We start from the raw sequence: 16,646 nt of genomic DNA on the forward strand, positions 1-16,646 counted from the left end.
GGGTCGAACGAGGAACGTCGCGGCTTCCGCGGCGTCCTGTGAAGGGCGGTACCCGCCGGCGAGGCGGGCGTTCGAACCGCTGGATCGAGGTCGATGCCGTCGATCGGTGCTTCCCGGACCAGATCGATCTGGAGGGGGAGCGCGGTCTCTATCAGGGGCTGAGTCTCTTCGTCGTCTCCAGCGAGTGCGTGCTGGTGGTGGCGACTTCTCAGCCGTGGAATTCGGGCGATCGCCCAGGAGATGTCCTCAGCCTACGGGATCGGAGGCGCCGGGCGCGACCGCCGCGGCCGAAACGTGACGGGAGGAGACGTTCCTCGGCGCGGAACCCGACAACTGAGGCCGATACGGAGCGCCTCCTGTATGCGACGATGCAGTCCACGGGGCCGTCGGCGGCCTCGAGTCCCATCCACCGCCCCCGTCCCGCGCGGCCCCTGCGCGATCGGGTGCCTGCAGAGCGGCGAGGCCCGACGGCGATGCTCCCCTCGACGGATCCGGGCGCGCCCGCGCCCCCGGAGCGCGCGGCCCTGCGCCGCGAGCAGTCCGACGTGGGCCTGCGCTGCGCACGCCGGGCCCGGGGCGTCTTCACCGGCGCCTCCGCCGTGCACCTGCTCGTGCTCGAGCCCGCCGAGGCCCTCCGCGCGGTGCCGATCCTCCTCGTGCTGGTCCTCGCCGCCGGAGTGGTCCTCCTGCCCCGTCGGGCGCGCTCCACGAGCAGCGCCCGCCTCGTGGCCCTCTCCTGCGCCCTGAGCCTCACCGCCCTCGTGATGTTCGTGCTCTCCGACCTCGACCTCCGCGCGCCGACCGTGCTCGGCTGCATCACGATGCTGGCGTCCATGGCCCTGCCGACTCCGATGCTCGCGCTCGGCGCCTCCCGCCGGCTCCCCGTGTTCGCCCTCGCCGGGCTCGTGCCGGTGCTCGCGCTCAGCACGGCCGCGACCTGGGAGTCGGGCCGCGCCTTCTTCGTCGCCCTCGCCGTCGTCGTGAGCTGGACCGGCTGCTGGGCCATCGCGCGTTGGATCGCCGCGAGCGTCGAGCGCGCCGACATCGGCACCCGGCGACTCCGCACCGCCCACGACGCGGAGCGGCGGTCGAGCGAGGACGAGGCCCGCCGCCGCTACGACGCCCGGCTGATGCACGACACGATCCTGGCGACCCTCAGCCTCGTCGCGCACCGGGGCGAGGGCGTCCCGCCGCAGACCCTGCGCGAGCGGGCCGCGGCCGACCTCGACCTCCTGCAGCGCCTCGAGCGCTCGGAGGAGCCGCCGCAGGACGCGCCGGGCGACCTGCCCTGCACTCTGCTGCCCGAGCGGTTCGCCGCGGTCGACCGCCGGTACCGCGCCCTCGGCCTCGAGATCTCGTGGCACGCGGGCGACGGCGGCGTCCCCGCGCACGCCCTCGAGCCGCTCGCGCGGGCGACGGGCGAGTGCCTCGAGAACGTGCGGAGGCACTCCGGGGTCCGCACGGTCGACGTCACGATCGAGCAGGACGAGCGCGAGGTCCGCGTCGCCGTCTCGGACGCCGGGGCCGGCTTCGACCCGCGCGCCGTCCCGGCGGACCGGCTGGGCCTCGCGGAGTCGGTGCGCGGGCGCCTCCAGGCGGTCGGCGGGTCCGCCCGCGTGTTCTCCGCCCCGGGCGCCGGCACCACGGTCCTGATGCGGGTGCCGCGATGAGCGGGCCGGAGCGCCCCGGCGGCACGCTCCTCGCCCTCGTCCGCGCGGCCGAGACGGGACCGGGATCACTGCGCGCGGTGCGCACCCAGATCCAGCGCACCCACCAGCTGACCGCGAGCTACCTGGGCCTGGGCTTCCTCACGGTCGCCGGCCTCGTGATGGTGCGCGGCGTCTTCTCCTACTCCTGGTCGTGGAACGCCGGTTCGGCGGGCGTGCTGACCGGAGCGGCGTGGCTCGCCGTGATCGCGGCGTTCGTCGCGGGGGCGGTCAGCGCCCTGCTCCGCCGCGGCGAGCTGGGGCTGCGCACCTTCACGGCGGTGATGATCGTCGACGCGGCCGCCTTCGCGCTCGAGATCGCCGACTCGGCGCGGCCGGGCTCCTCCGGGGTCTACTACCCGTCGATCTGCGTGGGGATCGGGGCGACGCTGCTCGGGCTGATGGCCTTCCACCCGCTGTCGCGGACCTACGGGGCGCTGGGGCTGCTGCTCGGGCTGAGCGTCGCGACCCTCGCCGTGCAGAGCGTCACGGCTCCCGGAGGCACCGGGATCGGCACGACCATCACGCTGCTGGCGGTCGCCCCGACGGTGTTCTGCGCGATGATCCTCTCGACCGTCGACGAGCACGTGCACCGCAAGCTCGACCGGACCCTCACCGACAGCATGATCGACGCGCCGGGCACCGGGCCGGGCAGCCTCGCGGCGTCCGAGCTGGCGAGCATCGACGGCCGGGTGGAGGAGCTCCTCGCCCGGATCAGCGGGGCGGCGCCCGGAGACCTCGACGAGCGGACGGGCGAGCAGGGCCGGCTGCTGGGCGACGAGCTGCGCAGCGCCCTCGCCCGCAGCCACGACCGCACGTGGCTCCGCATCGCCCTGGACGAGTCCGCGCACCTCTCGGGCGCGGTCGTGCTCGACGACCCGGACCGGCTCGCCGCGTCGCTCCTGCCGCCGGACCGGGCGCGGCTGCTGTCCGTCCTGTGGCTCCTGACCGAGCCGAGCGCGCCGTCGCGCCCGCGCGTCGAGGCGGTGTTCCGCACGGTGCGGAGCGCGGGGGACCCGCTGCGACCGACGATCCTCTCGATCGGAGTGACCGCGCTCGGCACGCGTCCGCGCGAGCTGGACTCCGCGGTCTGGGGCATCCTCGGCGAGCTGGGCGCCTACCGCGTGCACCAGGACACCGTCGGCACCGCCGTCCACCTCGAGCACTCGCTCGAGCGGAACCCCCGCGACAGGAGCAGGACCCCGTGAGCACTCCCGCGAGCCGCCCCGAGGACGCCCCGCCGATCACCCTGGCGATCCTCGACGACCACCCGATCCTGCTCCGCGCGCTGTCGGAGTGGATCCGCCGGTCCTCAGCGCGGATCGACGTGGTCGCGACCGCGGCCAGCTGGACGGCGCTCCTGGGTCACCCCGCGTTCCCGAGCGACGTCGTGCTCCTCGACATCGATCTCGGCGACGATCTCGATCTCGCGATGAAGATCCGCACGCTGCGTGCGGCCGGAGCGGCGGTGGTCATCATCAGCACGCACGCCGGGGCCGAGACCATCGGCCGGGCGCTGCAGGCCGGCGCTCGCGGCTACGTCGTCAAGAGCGAGCCGACGGAGGTGATCATCGAGGCGATCCGGACGGCCGCGGCCGGCGGCGTGTTCGCCACCGATCGCACCCGCGCCCTGCTCGAGGGCGAGGGGACCGGCACCCTGACCCCGCGCGAGCGCCAGGTCATCGGCCTGTTCGTCGAGGGTGTGTCGCTGAAGCAGGTCGCGACCCAGCTGCGCATCACCCAGGACGCGGCGCGCAGCTGCCTCCGCAGCGCCCGCGCGAAGTACCGCGAGGCGGGTGTCGACGCAGGCACGCGGATCGCCCTGCGGCGTCAGGCGCTGCGGGACGGCATCATCGGCCGGCCCTGACGCGGAGTCTCAGACCGTCTCGCGCCGCTTCTGCCGCGCCGGCTCGGCAGGGCGGTCGTGGCCGTTCCAGACCGAGATCACGCCCCAGACGACCGCGGCGATCGGCACCGCCAGCACGGCGCCCACGATGCCCGCGAGCACGGTTCCGATGGTCAGGGCGACCAGCACGATCAGCGGGTGCAGCTTGAGGGAGCGGGCCATCAGCACCGGCTGGAGGAAGTTGCCCTCGAGCTGGTTGACGGCGATGACGACCAGGATCACGATCAGCGCCGGGATCGGACCGTTGGCCACGAGCGCGACCAGAGCGGCGAGGATGCCGGCGGCGGTCGCTCCGACGATCGGGATGAAGGCGGTGAGGAACACGATCACCGCGAGCGGGATCGCCAGCGGGACGCCGATGATCGCCAGCGCGATCCCGATGCCGACGGCGTCGACGGCCGCGACGGTCGCGGTGCCGCGCACGTAGTCGCCGAGCACGTCGACCACCTTGGTGCCGACGCGCTTGGCGCGGTCGTAGCTCTCGCCGACGAACGGGCGCAGGAGGAACTCCCAGATCTTCGGCCCGTCCTTCATGAAGAAGAAGAGCACGACGATCATCAGCACGAGTCCGGTGACGAAGTTGGCGGCGGCCGCGGCCCCCGCGAGAGCGCCGGAGCCGAAGCTGCTCGAGGTGAGGAAGTCGACGACCGTCGTGCGGGCGTCCTCGATCTGCTGCTCGTCGATCTCGAACGGCAGGTGCTGCACGTAGTCCTGGAGCGACGCGATGCCGTCGGAGGCGCGGTTCACGAGGTCGTCCCACTGGTTGCGGACGGCGACCGTGATGAGCCAGCCCACCGCGCCGAGGACCGCGAGCAGCCCCAGGAGCGAGAGCCACGTCGCGAGGATCGACGGCACGCCCTTGCGCCGCAGCCACGCCAGCAGCGGGTGGATGGCCGACGCCAGGATGATCGCGATCATCACCGGGATCAGCACCAGGGTGAGCTGCGTCATCGCGAAGACCAGGATCGAGGCGAGCACGAGGATCACGATCACCTGGAGGCAGCGCAGGGCGAACCGGCCCAGCCCGTCGGACCACACGGTCCGGCGCGGCACCGGCGCGGGCGCCGGCTCGGGTGCGGACGTGGCTGCGGGAGAGGGTGCGGTGTGCGCGGTGGCGGGGCGCGCGGTGGCGCGCCGGTCGAAGATGCCCATGGGGGAAAGGTACGGGAAGGGGGCTTCCGTCCGCGGTGGCTTGACGGCGGGCGCGCGGCGCGGGGTCGTCCTCCCGACCCGACTCACCGAGTGCACTCAGAACTGCTGATTCCGTCGTAAATCTCGCCGGAAGGGCGGGAAAGTTACCAGAAACGCGACGATTCGGGGGCAGGACCGCGCCTTTCCCTTGCCGCCGCGACGGATCGCGCACTAGTGTCGCCATGTCCATGCAGGTGCATGGGGTGCGGCACCCGAAGCCGCGCTGCAGATCCGCACCTGCTGAGCAGCCTCCCGCGGGCGGGAACCCGAATCCCCGCCCGCGCCGGAGCGCACCGCCTCACCGCGAGAACCCGAACCTCTCGCGTGCCGCGGCCGGGAACCCGAAACTCCCGGCCGCGGATCGGCGATCACTCACCCCCCGAGACACCCTCTTCCCTGGAGATCCCGCATGCCCAGCACCCCCGTGAGGGGTGACTCCGGCGCGCCGTCGCGCGCTCCGGAGCACTCCGGCGCGCCCGCGCACTCGACCCGCCGCTCCCTCGTCCGCGCCGCCGTCTGGAGCGCTCCCGTCGTCGCCGTCGCCCTCGCGTCGCCGGCGGCGGCCGCCTCGGAGGTGCCGCCCGCGCCGCTCCCGGATCAGCGCACCTCCGATGCGACCCTCTCGTTCGACACCTTCGTCAGCTGGTCCGCGCAGTGGGTCGGGAGCACTCCGACCGCCACCGTCACGCAGGTGCAGATCCAGAACCAGTACTGGCACGCCTCCTCGGTCGGAGCGCCCGTCCCGGTCCTCTCGGTTCGGGTCTGCTATCCGGCCGCGGCGCACGCCGGAGCCGCTCCCACCGCCGTCTCGGGATCGGGCTGGCGCTTCGTCGCCGCGGTCCCGCTGGCCGACGGGTCGGTCGACTACGTCTTCACCTGGTCCGGCCCCGCCCTCGAGCCCGGCCGCTCCACTCCGCAGCTCGAGTACGTCGTCCCGGTCGTCGCCTCGGGACTCGTCGGGGAGGCGTCGGCTCCGAACGCCGACCCGGTCCGCCGGTAGGAACGACGGAGGCCGCCCGCCCCCGGAGGGACGGGCGGCCTCCGGGGCGCCTACGCGGGGACCCGCACGGTGAGCCCGCCGGGCTCGATCCAGGTGCGGAACGCCGAGGTCGACCCGAACGGATCGCCGTCGAGCTCGATCTCCTGCGCCTTCTCCAGGCGCACGACCAGCTCGCGGCCCTTCACGTAGCGCAGGGCCGAGACCTCCTTGGTGAGCCCCATGAGCTTCTGGCCCACGACTCCGCTGCGCCGCAGCACGCCGTTCTCCCACACCACCTTGAAGATGATCTGCGCCCAGCCGAAGAACCCCTCGGGCCGCAGCAGCACGATGTCGAACTCGCCGTCGTCGACGGCCGCATCCGGCAGCAGCAGGATGTTCGCCGGCAGTGCGCCGCAGTTGCCCACGATGATCGTGTGCGCGCGCACCTTGCGGACCTTCGAGCCGTCGAGGCGGTAGCGGAACTCGAGCTGGTTCTTGTCCAGCAGGGCCTTCCGCAGCGCATCCACGTAGGCGAGCCAGCCGGCCCGCTTCTTCAGGTCGTCGTCGGTGTTCGCGAGCATCTTCGCGTCGATGCCGAGCCCGGCCATCACCACGTAGGCGCGGCGGTCGCGGCCGTTGTCGGTCTCGATGTCGATCATCCCGATGTCGATCGCGCGATCGGCGCCCGAGAAGGCGACCGTGAGCGCGTTGTCGATGTCGTCGAGGGTGAGGTTCAGGTTCCGGGCGAGCAGGTTGCCGGTGCCGGAGGGCAGGAGCCCGAGCGCGATGCCGGAGCCGTGCAGCGCCTCGGCGACGACGCGGACCGTTCCGTCGCCGCCGGCCGCGATCACCATGTCGACGCCGGCCTCGATCGCCTCGCGGGTCTGCCCGGCTCCGGGATCCTCCACGGAGGTCTCGAGCCACAGCGTCTCGGCCCAGCCGGCGGCCTCCTCGGCGCGCGACACCGCGGCCTTCACCGAGTCGAGGTCGACCTTGACCGGGTTGTAGACGAGTGCGGCGCGGCGGGGCTCAGACATCGGAGCCGCTCTCGTCGTCCTCGACGCGTCCGGGACGCACGGCGGCGTCCTCGCGGATGTCGATGCGCGTGTCGCCCGCCTCGGTCGTCGACACGTCGATGCGCGGCGCCGCGTCCGCCTCGGTGGCCTGCGGGGCACTGGTCAGCTGGTCTCGGCGATCGTCCGCCGTCTGGTCGCTCATCCCCGGAAGCTAGCAGGACGTCAGCTGCGCGCGCGCGGGCTTGCGCAGGGGCGTCACCGTCTCCGCGACCGGGCCGCTTGCAGCCCCCAGAGCACCAGCGGGACCTGCAGCGGCAGGCGCAGGAGCGTGATCGCGCGCGTCCGCGGCCGCCGCGCGTCACGGGCCATCTGCACGTTGCCGGGGAACACGGCGGCCATCAGGACGGCGGAGGCGATCCCGCCGATCGCGCGCGTCGGCGGCCAGGCGGTGGCCACGGCGCACGCCAGCTCCGCCACTCCGGAGACGAGGACCCACCCGCGCGCCGATCCCGGCATCCCGCGGGGGACGACGGCGTCGAAGGTCCGCGGGTGCACGAGGTGCACGACTCCCGAGACCGCCATCGCTCCCACCAGGATCCGCGGGCCCGCGCCGAGCGGCACCGGGCGGCTCATCGGCCCTGCGCCCCGCGCTCGAGCGGAGCGACGTGGTCGAGGATCCGCCGCCACTCGCGCACCACGGCCAGTCGTCCCGTCCCGGCGACGCTCGCGGTGCGCGCATCGGCGAGACGTCCGCGGTACCAGCGGCCGTCCTCCGTGCCGGCGACCGGGTCGTCCTCGCCGGTCACGACGAGCACCGAGGCGGTCACCGCGTCGAGCTCGTCGGCCCAGCTCCCGTCGCGCAGGGCCGCGAGGTCGGTCGCGGCGCCCAGTGGGCCCTGCCGCCAGCCCTCGCCGAGCATCCGCTCGAGCCGGTTGCGCAGTCCGCGGGTGCCCGCGAGAACGGGGTCCTCGGGATCGATGCCGAGCGCGTCGAGCCCGGGAGGACCCTCCGGCAGCGTGCCCGCGAGGGTCCCCGCGTCCTCGCCGGGCAGCACCTCGCGGCGCTCCCACGCTCCGGTCCGCTGGACGAGCACGCCGGCCTGCGGAGGAGCGGGCGTGCCGACGAGCGCGATGCGGTCGACGAGATCGGGGTGGCGGGCGGCGAGCGAGAGGGCAAACGCGCCTCCCGATCCCCAGCCGACCACGCCGACGCTGCCGAACTCGGCGCCGTCGATGACCCGTGCGGTCCGCTCGGAGCGCCGCAGGTACTCGGCGAGGTCGTCGGCCCGGTCCTGCACGCGGGCGTGCCGCGGATCGACGGGGTCGGAGGCGCCGTACCCCGGTCGGTCGAGGATGAGCAGGTGCAGGCCCCAGGGCCCGGTCACCAGCGGATCGGGATCGAAGCCGCCCGCTCCGGGCGTGGGATGGCAGAAGACGACGAGCCGATCGGCGACGGGATCGCCCGCCGCCGAGACTCCGATGCCCCGGCCCGACCGCAGCTCGAAACGGTGGTTCGCCATGTGACCTCCCCAGAACCCGCCGTCTCTCAGCGGTGACCCCCAGTCAACCGGAGGACGGGGTCGGATCTCAGGCCCTTGACCGCGGACCGGGTGCCTCCTGCTGCGCCCGGGCGTATCGTGACGCCATGGCTGATCAACGACCGATCGGATACTGGCTGACCCTCGTGGAGCGCCTCGTCGACGAGCGCTTCTCGGTCACCCTCAAGGAGCACGGAGTGACCCGGCGGCAGTGGCAGCTGCTGCAGCAGCTGCAGCGCGGGCCCTCGCCGCTCGCCGAGCTCGACCGGGCCCTCGCCCCGTTCCTCCGGGCGCCCACCGCGGCGGACCCGGCCGGGGAGTCGGCGGCGGCGGACCCGGCCGGGGAGTCGGCGGCGGAGCAGCTCGCTGAGCTCCTCGAGAGCGGCTGGGTCGAGGCGCGGTCCGAGCTCTACGCGCTCACGGAGCGCGGCGAGGTGGCGACCGCGCGGCTCGAGGAGGTCGTCGCCTCGCAGCGCGCGAGCGCGACCGCGGGCGTCGCGGAGGAGGAGTACGAGATCACCGTGCGTTCGCTGCAGACCATCGCCGGCAACCTCGGCTGGAGCGAACCGGCCTGACGCCCGCTCCTGTCACCTCCCCGCAGGCCGCCGCTACCCCCTGCCGGAGCGAGCGCTCCAGGAGCAGAGTGGGATCGGCCGGCAGAGCGCCGGACGAAGGGAGAGCAGCATGAGCAGCGACCGCACCACCGGTGACGACACCGAGAAGACCGAGGACCTCCCCGACGGAACCGGCACCGACACCTCCGAGGGCGGCGGCGACACCGACACCGTCTCGGGCGGCGAGCCGGACGACGAGTAGTCGCACCGATCCCTCGACGGGAAGAGGGGCGGAGCCGGATCGCCGGCCCGCCCCTCTCGTCGTCTCCGCGAGGGTCCGCGTCAGACCAGCGGTCCGTCGCTCTCGCTCGTGCGGCGGGTGACCTGCTCGCCGCTGGCCGGGTCGACCGCCGAGCGCGTCGTCGAGACCGCCTGGCGGCGGCGGGTCATCAGGACCAGCCCGAGGACGAGCCCCACTGCACCGGCGGCCATCAGGATGTAGCCGATCAGCGCCAGATCCACCCCCGACACCTGCACGTCGACGGCGAACGCGAGTACCGCTCCGACGACGAGGAGGAAGATCCCTGCTCCGATGCTCATGAGTGCTCCTTCTGCGTGCCGCCGGTCGGCGCGGGGGCGCACGAGGGCACCGGCGTGCGATCGCCCCACGGTAGACCCCGGCGGGTCCTGTCCGGAGGGCCTTCCGGTGTCGAGCCCGGAGGTGTAGGACTCAGGAGATCCTCAGCATCACCCGGGTCCGGTCCCCGCGGCTGATGAGGCGCTCGATCACCATGAAGATCCGGTACTCGAGGCGGTACTTCCCGAGGAACACGCGCCCGAGCCGCTCGACGGTGTCCTCGTCGGAGACGATGCGGGCCGTGCCCTCGACGACGGCCGCTCCCTCCTGCACGCGGCCGCGGCGGTCGCACGGCACGAGCGTCACGCGGGGGTCGTTGCGCAGGCGCTTGACCTTCCCGCTCTTCCGGGGCGTGGTCACGATCAGGTCGTCGCCGTCGCGGGCGATCCACACCGGGGTCGACACCCCGACCCCGGTCTTACGGAAGGTGGTGAGCGAGACGAACGAGGCACCGGCGAGGTCCGCGAGTGCGGGGGAGAGGGTCATCCTCGAAGAGTAGGTGCGCGCGGGGCCGTCTCCGCAAGCCTGCGGCGCCTCCGGGTCGGTCCAGGGGGAGCGCCGTAGGGTGGAGGCATGACCGACCCGACGCCCCTGATCGGTCCGACCGAGGCGCCCGAGCTGCACGTGATGAGCTACAACATCCGTCGCCGCATGCCCCGCCTCACCTCGCGCGCCGTCGACCTGTGGGACCGGAGGCAGCCCCTGATCCGCCGACTGCTCGAGGCCGAGCGCCCGTCGATCCTCGCGGTGCAGGAGGCGATGCCCGACCAGGCGGAGTTCGTGCAGGAGGTGCTCGGCTCCTCCTTCGAGGGGATGGGCTTCGGCCGCGACCCCGATCGCAGCGGCGAGCGCGTGATGCTCTTCATCGACCGCAGCCGCTTCGCGGTGCGCCACTGGTCGCAGATCGCCCTGTCCGAGACTCCCGACGTCGCGGGCTCGCGCAGCTGGGGCAACCGGATCCCGCGCACGGCCGTGATCGCCGAGCTCGTCGACCACGCGGTGAACCGCGAGCTGACCGTGGTCGCCACCCACTTCGACCACCTCTCGCGCAGCAGCCGCCTCCGCTCGGCGCAGCTGCTGGCCGAGCGGGTCACCGAGCTCGGCCTGCCCGCGATCGTCATGGGCGACGCGAACACCGACGTCGGATCCGATCCCTACCGCGCCCTGCTCGAGGGCGGAGGCCTCGCGGACTCGTGGGCCGTCGCGCAGCGCACCCTCACGCCCGCGTGGGGCACGTACTCCAACTACCGCGCGCCGCGCTCCGGCCGCAGGATCGACTGGCTGACCGTCACGGCGGGGGCCTTCGACGTGGTCTCGGCCGGGATCAACGCGGTCCGCTACGACGGAGCGGCCCCGTCCGACCACGAGCCGGTCCAGGCCGTGCTGCGGTTCACGGCGCCGTGAGCGCCGCCGTCCTGGTCGAGACGTTCCTCGAGCCGCCCCGCACCCGGGGCGAGTGGTTCGCCGATGGAGTCAGGGTGCTCGGAGTCGCCAGCATCGTCGCCGCCGGCATCGGCTGGGGCTTCGTCGACGTCGCCGTGTTCGCGCTGTCGTCGATCGGCCTCGTCCTGACCCGGTTCCTCGGCGTCCGCCCCGCGCTCGACGCGGCGTTCGGAGTCTCGCTGCTGGTCGCCTCCTGGAGCAGCGTCCTCGAGCTCTACCAGGCCTGGGCGGCCTGGGACCTGGTCGTGCACTTCACCCTGAACGGGCTCGCGGCGGCCGTCGCCTACGTGGTCGCCGCGCACGCCGGAGTAGTGCCGACGGTCGCGGGCGAGCGCGGACCGCTCGCCCCCGCGATCGTGCTCTGCGCGTGCTTCGGCACCACGGCCGGCATGCTGTGGGAGTGGGGCGAGTGGGCCGGCCACACGTTCATCGACGGCGCGATCTTCGTCGCCTACGAGGACACCCTCGCCGACCTGGCGGCGGGCGCCCTCGGCTCGATCCTGGCCGGCGCTCTCATGCGCTTCTGGTCGGCGAAGAGCCGGGTGCGGAGCCCCGAGCACGCGTCGGTCTGACAGGTCCCGCTCGCACCACCGCGCGTAGCGCACTCCGCTCACACCACCGCGCGCAGCGCGTCCAGCACCGCCGTCCGCGCCGGGCTGCCGCGGCTCGAGCGGCGCCAGGCGGCCGAGACGACCCGCGTCGACACCGGATCGACCGCGGGCACCGCGACGACCCGTTCGGGTAGCGGCTCGCGGCCCAGGCGGGGCACGAGCGCCACGGCCGCACCCGCCTCGACGAGCGCGATGTGCGTGCTGAAGTCCTCGTCGTAGTAGGCGATGTCGGGCTGGCGCCCTGTGCCGGCGAAGGTGCGCAGGAGCCAGGCGTGGCAGATCGCCCCGGCCGGGATGCTCACCCAGGTCTCGTCGGCGAGCCGGCTCGGCGCGAGCGTCAGGCTCCCCGCGAGGGGGTGGTCGCTGTGGATCAGGATGTCGGCGCGGTCCTCGAGCAGCGTCGCGGTCTCGATCGTCGACGGCAGATCGAGCGAGAGGCCGGGCCAGTCGTGCAGCACGGCCAGATCGGCCGCTCCGCGATCGAGCCGCTGCGCCGCCTCCCACGGGTCGAGCTCGTCGAGCGTGATCCGGAGTCGGGGCGCGCGCTCGCGCAGTACGGCCAGCGCAGGCACGAGCAGCCCGCGCATCGCCGTCGAGAACGCGGCGACCCGCAGGGTGCCGGTGATCTCCTCCGCCGGCGCCGCCCCGAGGTGCTCGAGCGCTTCGAGCTCGGCCAGGAGGCGCTCGCCCCGCTCGGCGAGCGTGCGCCCGTGCTCGGTGAGGAACACCGTGCGGCCCGCGCGCTGCGCCACCGGCCCGCCGGACTGGCGCTCGAGCCGCTTGAGCTGCTGCGAGACGGCGGACGGAGTGAAGCCCAGCGCCTCGGCGGCCGCGGCGACGGTCCCGCAGTCGCGCACGGCGATCAGGGCGCGGAGGGCCGAGGGCTCGATCATGAACGAACGCTACCGGGTCGGCGGTAGCGACCTGCGCTGGTGCTGTCGGTTCGCGTCGGACAGTCTCGAGGCATGTCCCGTCGCCACAGCCTCCTCGCCCTCGTCGTCGTCCTGCTGTGGGGGCTGAACTTCGTCGTGATCGACGTGGGCCTCGCCGACGTGCCGCCCCTGCTGTTCCTGGCGATGCGCTTCGCGGTGGTGGCGGTGCCGGCCGTCTTCTTCGTGCCGCGCCCCGAGGCTCCGCTGCGCACCGTCCTCGTCATCGGCGCCTTCATGAGCCTGGGGCAGTTCGCTCTTCTCTACCTGGCGCTCGCCCTCGGCATGCCCGCGGGTCTCGCCTCGCTCGTGGTCCAGGCGCAGATCGTGCTGACGGTGCTGATCGCCGCCGTCGTCCTGCGCGAGCGGCCCACGCCGCGCCAGCTCGCGGGTCTCGGGGTCGGGGTGGCGGGCCTGGTGATCGTCGGCATCGCCCACGGCACGACCGCGCCGTGGCTGCCGTTCGTCGTCTGCCTCGGCGGAGCGCTGTCCTGGGCGATCGGTAACGTGCTCACCCGCCGCGCGAAGGGCGCCTCCGGACTCTCGCTCGTCGTGTGGTCGGCGCTCGTCGTCCCGGTGCCGGCGCTGCTGCTCTCGCTCCTCGTCGACGGAGGCCCCGCCGTCGCGAGCGCGCTGTCGGGCCTCACTCCGGCGGCGGTGCTCAGCACCCTCTACACGGCGGTGTTCGCCTCGCTCGTCGGCTACGGCATCTGGAACTCGCTGCTCGCCCGGTACCCGGCGGCGTCGGTCGTGCCGTTCACTCTGCTGGTGCCGGTGGTCGGCGTCCTGTCGGCCTGGGCGCTGCTGGGCGAGGCGCCCTCAGTCGGCGAGCTGATCGGAGGAGCGGTGATGGTCGCGGGGCTCGCCGTCGCGACGATCCGCCGGGTGCGCCCCGACCCCCTGCTGGCCGCTGTCGGTCCTCGGGCGTAGCGTTCCTCCCATGTGCGGCCGCTTCGCGATGGACTCCGAGACCGATGAGCTGATCCGCGAGTTCGTCGCGGCGGGCGGGAGGGCCGCCGACTGGGCGCCCGACTTCAGCGTCGCCCCCACCGACTCCGCGCCGATCGTGCGCGAGCGCCTCCACGACGGAGCGGTCGAGCGCGAGGTCGAACTGGCCTCGTGGGGCTTCACGCCCTCGTGGGCGAAGGGCAAGGGCCCGTCGCCGATCAACGCCCGGCTCGAGACGGTCGCCTCAAACGGCCTCTTCCGCGGGGCCTTCGCGAAGCAGCGGGCGATCGTCCCGATGCGCGGCTACTACGAGTGGCAGACGCTCGCCGACGGCAAGCAGCCGTGGTTCCTGCACGGCGAGGAGCCGATCCTCGCGGCCGCCGGTCTCTACACGGCGAAGAAGGACGGCGAGGCCTGGCGGGTGTCGTTCACGATCATCACCCGCGAGGCGCGCGACGCCTCGGGCGAGGTGCACGACCGGATGCCCGTCTTCCTCACCGACGAGGTCCGCGACGTGTGGCTGTCGCCCGAGCCCCTCGACTCCGCGGAGGAGATGCTCGCGACGCTCGACGGCGCCTCGGCCGCGATGGCCTCGACGATCACGGCGTACCCGGTCGACCGGCGCGTCAACAACTCCCGCACGGTCGATCGGCGCGACCCGTCGGTCCTGGAGCGTGTGGAGCTCTAGTCCCGACGGGTCGTGCCGATCGGAGTCGGGTCAGGCCGTTCCTGCGTGTCCGCGCGGCGGAGCCGCTGAGAACACTGCCGGGGCATGTCGGATCAGGCCGTTCCGGCGTGCCCCGGGAACGGCTTGCCGTTCAGGTGCACCTCGCCCGGCGGCACCTCGACGTCTCCGACGTCGTCCGGTCCGCCCGTGCCGGGCACCGTCTTCACCTCGGCGTCGCCCGAGACCTCGGTCGCGCTCGCGTCCGGGGCGCTGTCCTGCTTCGCCGCGGTCTCGCGCTCGCTGCCGGGCGACTCCGTCATGTCCTTCTCGATCGTCTCGCTCTCGCTCGACGTGGGCGCCGCGGCGCCGTCGGGCTTCCCGATGGTCGAGCCCTGGTCCTCGAGAGTCGATCCCTGATCCGCGTGGTCCGTCATGTCTGTTCCCTCCGTTGGAATGCCCCCACGCTACGTGCGCCCCGGAGGTGGGACACCCGCTTGACAGCGCCTCTCGGCCCCTACGGAGGGGTCGCCCGACGTACTACCCTGGAGCGACGGTCGCACCGGGGGGCGCGGCACACGCCGCAGCACCCACCGCGCGAGGAGGAACCCCGTGGCATCGCACCGGACGGGCGAGACCCGAGTCATCGGCTCGACGGTCGGCGACCGCTACACGATCGAGGAGCTCATCGGCCGGGGCGGCATGGCCACCGTCTACCGGGCCCGCGACGAGATCCTCGGCCGCTCGGTGGCGCTGAAGATGTTCGCGGCCGGCATCGACGACGCACAGGACCTGCAGCGCAAGTCCTCCGAGATCCGGCTGCTCGCGGCCCTCAACCACCCCGCCCTGGTCACGCTGTACGACGCGCACGACGGCGGCGACGACACCGGCGGCCAGGCGTACATGGTGATGGAGCTCGCCGAGGGGCCGAGTCTGTCGGAGCGCCTCGCCTCGGGGCCCGTCGCCCCCAACGACGTCGCGTCGATGGCCGCCGATCTCGGCGAGGCCCTGCACACGGTGCACGCGGCCGGAGTCGTCCACCGCGACGTGAAGCCGTCGAACGTCCTGCTCGTGCCGAGTCCGCTGACCAGCCGCGAGTTCCGGCCGAAGCTCGCCGACTTCGGCATCGCCTACCTCATCGACGCGACCCGCATCACCTCGCCCGGCACGCTGATCGGCACGGCCGCGTACCTCAGCCCCGAGCAGGCGCACGGCGATCCGCTGACCGCCGCGAGCGACATCTACTCCCTCGGCCTGGTGCTGCTCGAGTCGCTGACCGGCAAGCGCCCGTTCACGGGCTCGGCGATCGAGGTGACCCTCGCGCGGCTGCTGCGCGACCCCGAGGTGTCGGCGTCGCTGGGCAGCGGCTGGTCCGCGCTCCTGGGCTCGATGACGCAGCGCGAGCCGGAGGAGCGCCCGTCGGCCCTCGAGGTCGCCGAGTCCGCCCGCAAGCTGATCGACCCGCGCCGCGACGGACCGCCGACGGCGATCGTCGTGCCCGATGTGCCCCTCACGGCCGCCCGGACGCAACTGCTCGACGCGACCGCCGAGGCGACGGCGGTGTACCTCGTCCCCGAGCACGGCACCGCGGCGACCACCCTCCTGCCGGCCGGGACCGCGGCGGCTCCCGTGGCTCCGACCGCCCCCGCCACTGCGACGACCGCTCTCCGGCGCGAGCCCGAGCGCCGCCGCGGGCCCAACCCGTGGCTGCTCGTGCTGGTGCTCGCGCTCGTCGCGATCGCGGTGGGACTCGCCGTCGTCCTCCTCGGCGGCGACCAGCAGACGCCGCTGCCCGCCGTCGACGGCGAGCTCGGCGAGCACCTGCAGCGCCTGCGCGAGAGCATCCGCTCGTGATCGCGCGCCGCGCCTGGCCGGCCGCCGTCGTGACCGCGGTCCTCCTGCTCTCGGGCTGCTCCGCCGCCGACCCGTCGATCGACGACGCCACCGCGCAGACCCTCGACGACGCGGTCGTCGCGGTCGCGGAGCGCGCCTCCGCCGACGACTTCGCCGGCGCCCTCACCGAGCTCGAGGCCCTGCAGGCCGCCCTCGCCGCGGCCCTGACGTCCGGCTCCGTGACTCAGGAGCGGGCCGCGTCGATCCAGGCCGAGGCGGACGTGGTGCGCGGCGACCTCGAGGCGGCGATCGCGGCCGGTGAGGCTCCGGAGCCCGCTCCCGTCGAGACCGAGGAGGCTCCGGATCCCGAGGAGCCCGTCGAGGAGACCCCCGTGGAGGAGGAGCCGGTCGAGGAGACTCCGGTCGAGGAGGCCCCGGTCGAGGAGACCCCGGCTCCCGTCGAGACCGAGGAGGAGGAGCCCGCTCCGAGTCCCGAGGAGACGGCACCCGTCGAGGAGGAGGCCCCGGAGCCCGAGGAGTCGGAACCGGCCGAGGAGGCTCCCGCGAACGGGAACAGCGGCAACGGGAACAGCGGCAACGGGAACAGCGGCACCGGGAACGACGGGAACAACGGCAACGGGAACGGCGGCAACGGCAACGGCAACGGCAACGGTTCCGGCAACGGCTGAGC

General features: G+C 73.7%; 21 protein-coding genes. 12 read left to right on the forward strand and 9 right to left on the reverse strand.

All coding sequences use genetic code 11. From position 1 onward, the window contains the following. Positions 1–473: 473 nt before the first annotated feature. Genes C1I63_RS07835 through C1I63_RS19725 form a run of 3 tightly spaced genes read left to right on the forward strand, consistent with a single transcriptional unit; the run spans position 474 to position 3,573 of the window. A complete protein-coding gene (locus C1I63_RS07835) occupies positions 474–1,670 on the forward strand; it encodes a sensor histidine kinase (protein WP_107574414.1) in 1,197 nt (398 codons plus the stop codon). Continuing rightward, a complete protein-coding gene (locus tag C1I63_RS19720) occupies positions 1,667–2,914 on the forward strand; it encodes a hypothetical protein (protein WP_170116347.1) in 1,248 nt (415 codons plus the stop codon). The genes C1I63_RS07835 and C1I63_RS19720 overlap by 4 nt, the downstream gene beginning before the upstream one ends. Next, the gene (locus C1I63_RS19725) at positions 2,911–3,573 is read left to right on the forward strand and encodes a response regulator transcription factor (RefSeq protein ID WP_170116348.1); all 663 of its coding nucleotides are present in this window, start codon (positions 2,911–2,913) and stop codon (positions 3,571–3,573) included. The genes C1I63_RS19720 and C1I63_RS19725 overlap by 4 nt, the downstream gene beginning before the upstream one ends. Positions 3,574–3,582: 9 nt before the next feature. Here the strand turns inward: C1I63_RS19725 and C1I63_RS07845 are convergent, their stop codons facing one another. Then, positions 3,583–4,764 (reverse strand): AI-2E family transporter, encoded by a 1,182-nt coding sequence (locus tag C1I63_RS07845; protein ID WP_107574416.1) that lies wholly within the window; start codon positions 4,762–4,764, stop codon positions 3,583–3,585. Between the two features lie 448 nt (positions 4,765–5,212). Here C1I63_RS07845 and C1I63_RS07850 point away from each other — a divergent pair, with 448 nt between their 5' ends. Continuing rightward, positions 5,213–5,803: a hypothetical protein gene (locus C1I63_RS07850; RefSeq protein WP_107574417.1), complete on the forward strand. Its 591-nt coding sequence runs from the start codon at positions 5,213–5,215 to the stop codon at positions 5,801–5,803. 50 nt (positions 5,804–5,853) lie between these two features. Here C1I63_RS07850 and C1I63_RS07855 read toward each other — a convergent pair whose 3' ends face one another. From C1I63_RS07855 to C1I63_RS07870, 4 genes are read right to left on the reverse strand one after another with little or no spacing between them, the layout of a single operon-like run. Next, a complete protein-coding gene (locus C1I63_RS07855) occupies positions 5,854–6,819 on the reverse strand; it encodes a diacylglycerol/lipid kinase family protein (protein WP_107574418.1) in 966 nt (321 codons plus the stop codon). Next, the gene (locus tag C1I63_RS07860) at positions 6,812–7,000 is read right to left on the reverse strand and encodes a hypothetical protein (protein ID WP_055786268.1); all 189 of its coding nucleotides are present in this window, start codon (positions 6,998–7,000) and stop codon (positions 6,812–6,814) included. The genes C1I63_RS07855 and C1I63_RS07860 overlap by 8 nt, the downstream gene beginning before the upstream one ends. A 53-nt stretch (positions 7,001–7,053) precedes the next feature. Next, positions 7,054–7,431, reverse strand: a complete 378-nt coding sequence (locus tag C1I63_RS07865) for a DoxX family protein (RefSeq protein ID WP_211315593.1) — start codon at positions 7,429–7,431, stop codon at positions 7,054–7,056. Then, positions 7,428–8,318 (reverse strand): alpha/beta fold hydrolase, encoded by an 891-nt coding sequence (locus tag C1I63_RS07870; RefSeq protein WP_107574419.1) that lies wholly within the window; start codon positions 8,316–8,318, stop codon positions 7,428–7,430. The genes C1I63_RS07865 and C1I63_RS07870 overlap by 4 nt, the downstream gene beginning before the upstream one ends. Positions 8,319–8,443: 125 nt before the next feature. Here C1I63_RS07870 and C1I63_RS07875 point away from each other — a divergent pair, with 125 nt between their 5' ends. Together C1I63_RS07875 and C1I63_RS20280 are read left to right on the forward strand one after the other, a co-directional pair. After that, positions 8,444–8,911 (forward strand): transcriptional regulator, encoded by a 468-nt coding sequence (locus tag C1I63_RS07875; protein ID WP_107574420.1) that lies wholly within the window; start codon positions 8,444–8,446, stop codon positions 8,909–8,911. 109 nt (positions 8,912–9,020) lie between these two features. Continuing rightward, a complete protein-coding gene (locus C1I63_RS20280) occupies positions 9,021–9,152 on the forward strand; it encodes a hypothetical protein (RefSeq protein ID WP_268788495.1) in 132 nt (43 codons plus the stop codon). Positions 9,153–9,232: 80 nt separating this feature from the next. On the opposite strand, the gene C1I63_RS07880 is transcribed toward C1I63_RS20280, so the two are convergent. After that, entirely contained in the window at positions 9,233–9,490 is a 258-nt protein-coding gene (locus C1I63_RS07880; protein WP_107574421.1) for a DUF6458 family protein, read from the reverse strand. A gap of 130 nt (positions 9,491–9,620) precedes the next feature. Beyond that, the gene (locus C1I63_RS07885) at positions 9,621–10,013 is read right to left on the reverse strand and encodes a PPOX class F420-dependent oxidoreductase (RefSeq protein ID WP_107574422.1); all 393 of its coding nucleotides are present in this window, start codon (positions 10,011–10,013) and stop codon (positions 9,621–9,623) included. Between the two features lie 87 nt (positions 10,014–10,100). Between C1I63_RS07885 and C1I63_RS07890 the strand changes: the two genes are divergently transcribed. Beyond that, positions 10,101–10,931 (forward strand): endonuclease/exonuclease/phosphatase family protein, encoded by an 831-nt coding sequence (locus tag C1I63_RS07890; RefSeq protein ID WP_107574423.1) that lies wholly within the window; start codon positions 10,101–10,103, stop codon positions 10,929–10,931. Then, on the forward strand, positions 10,928–11,542 hold the full coding sequence (locus tag C1I63_RS07895; RefSeq protein WP_107574424.1) for a DUF2238 domain-containing protein: 615 nt from the start codon (positions 10,928–10,930) through the stop codon (positions 11,540–11,542). Before C1I63_RS07890 ends, C1I63_RS07895 begins: the two co-directional genes overlap by 4 nt. Positions 11,543–11,580: 38 nt before the next feature. On the opposite strand, the gene C1I63_RS07900 is transcribed toward C1I63_RS07895, so the two are convergent. Then, positions 11,581–12,474, reverse strand: coding sequence for a LysR family transcriptional regulator (locus C1I63_RS07900; protein ID WP_107574425.1), 894 nt, complete (start codon positions 12,472–12,474; stop codon positions 11,581–11,583). 72 nt (positions 12,475–12,546) lie between these two features. Here C1I63_RS07900 and C1I63_RS07905 point away from each other — a divergent pair, with 72 nt between their 5' ends. Then, a complete protein-coding gene (locus tag C1I63_RS07905; protein ID WP_107574426.1) occupies positions 12,547–13,440 on the forward strand; it encodes an EamA family transporter in 894 nt (297 codons plus the stop codon). A 10-nt stretch (positions 13,441–13,450) separates the two neighbouring features. Continuing rightward, positions 13,451–14,146, forward strand: a complete 696-nt coding sequence (locus C1I63_RS07910; protein ID WP_107574427.1) for an SOS response-associated peptidase — start codon at positions 13,451–13,453, stop codon at positions 14,144–14,146. Positions 14,147–14,238: 92 nt separating this feature from the next. Here C1I63_RS07910 and C1I63_RS07915 read toward each other — a convergent pair whose 3' ends face one another. Then, positions 14,239–14,559 carry a hypothetical protein gene (locus C1I63_RS07915; protein ID WP_055786294.1) on the reverse strand — a complete coding sequence of 107 codons (321 nt, stop codon included), beginning with the start codon at positions 14,557–14,559 and terminating at the stop codon, positions 14,239–14,241. A 175-nt stretch (positions 14,560–14,734) separates the two neighbouring features. Between C1I63_RS07915 and C1I63_RS07920 the strand changes: the two genes are divergently transcribed. Next, the gene (locus C1I63_RS07920) at positions 14,735–15,976 is read left to right on the forward strand and encodes a serine/threonine-protein kinase (protein WP_107574428.1); all 1,242 of its coding nucleotides are present in this window, start codon (positions 14,735–14,737) and stop codon (positions 15,974–15,976) included. Next, positions 15,973–16,644: a hypothetical protein gene (locus C1I63_RS07925; RefSeq protein ID WP_107574429.1), complete on the forward strand. Its 672-nt coding sequence runs from the start codon at positions 15,973–15,975 to the stop codon at positions 16,642–16,644. Before C1I63_RS07920 ends, C1I63_RS07925 begins: the two co-directional genes overlap by 4 nt. The last annotated feature ends 2 nt before the right edge of the window (positions 16,645–16,646 follow it).

The organism is Rathayibacter caricis DSM 15933 (assembly GCF_003044275.1).
Taxonomy (GTDB): domain Bacteria; phylum Actinomycetota; class Actinomycetes; order Actinomycetales; family Microbacteriaceae; genus Rathayibacter; species Rathayibacter caricis.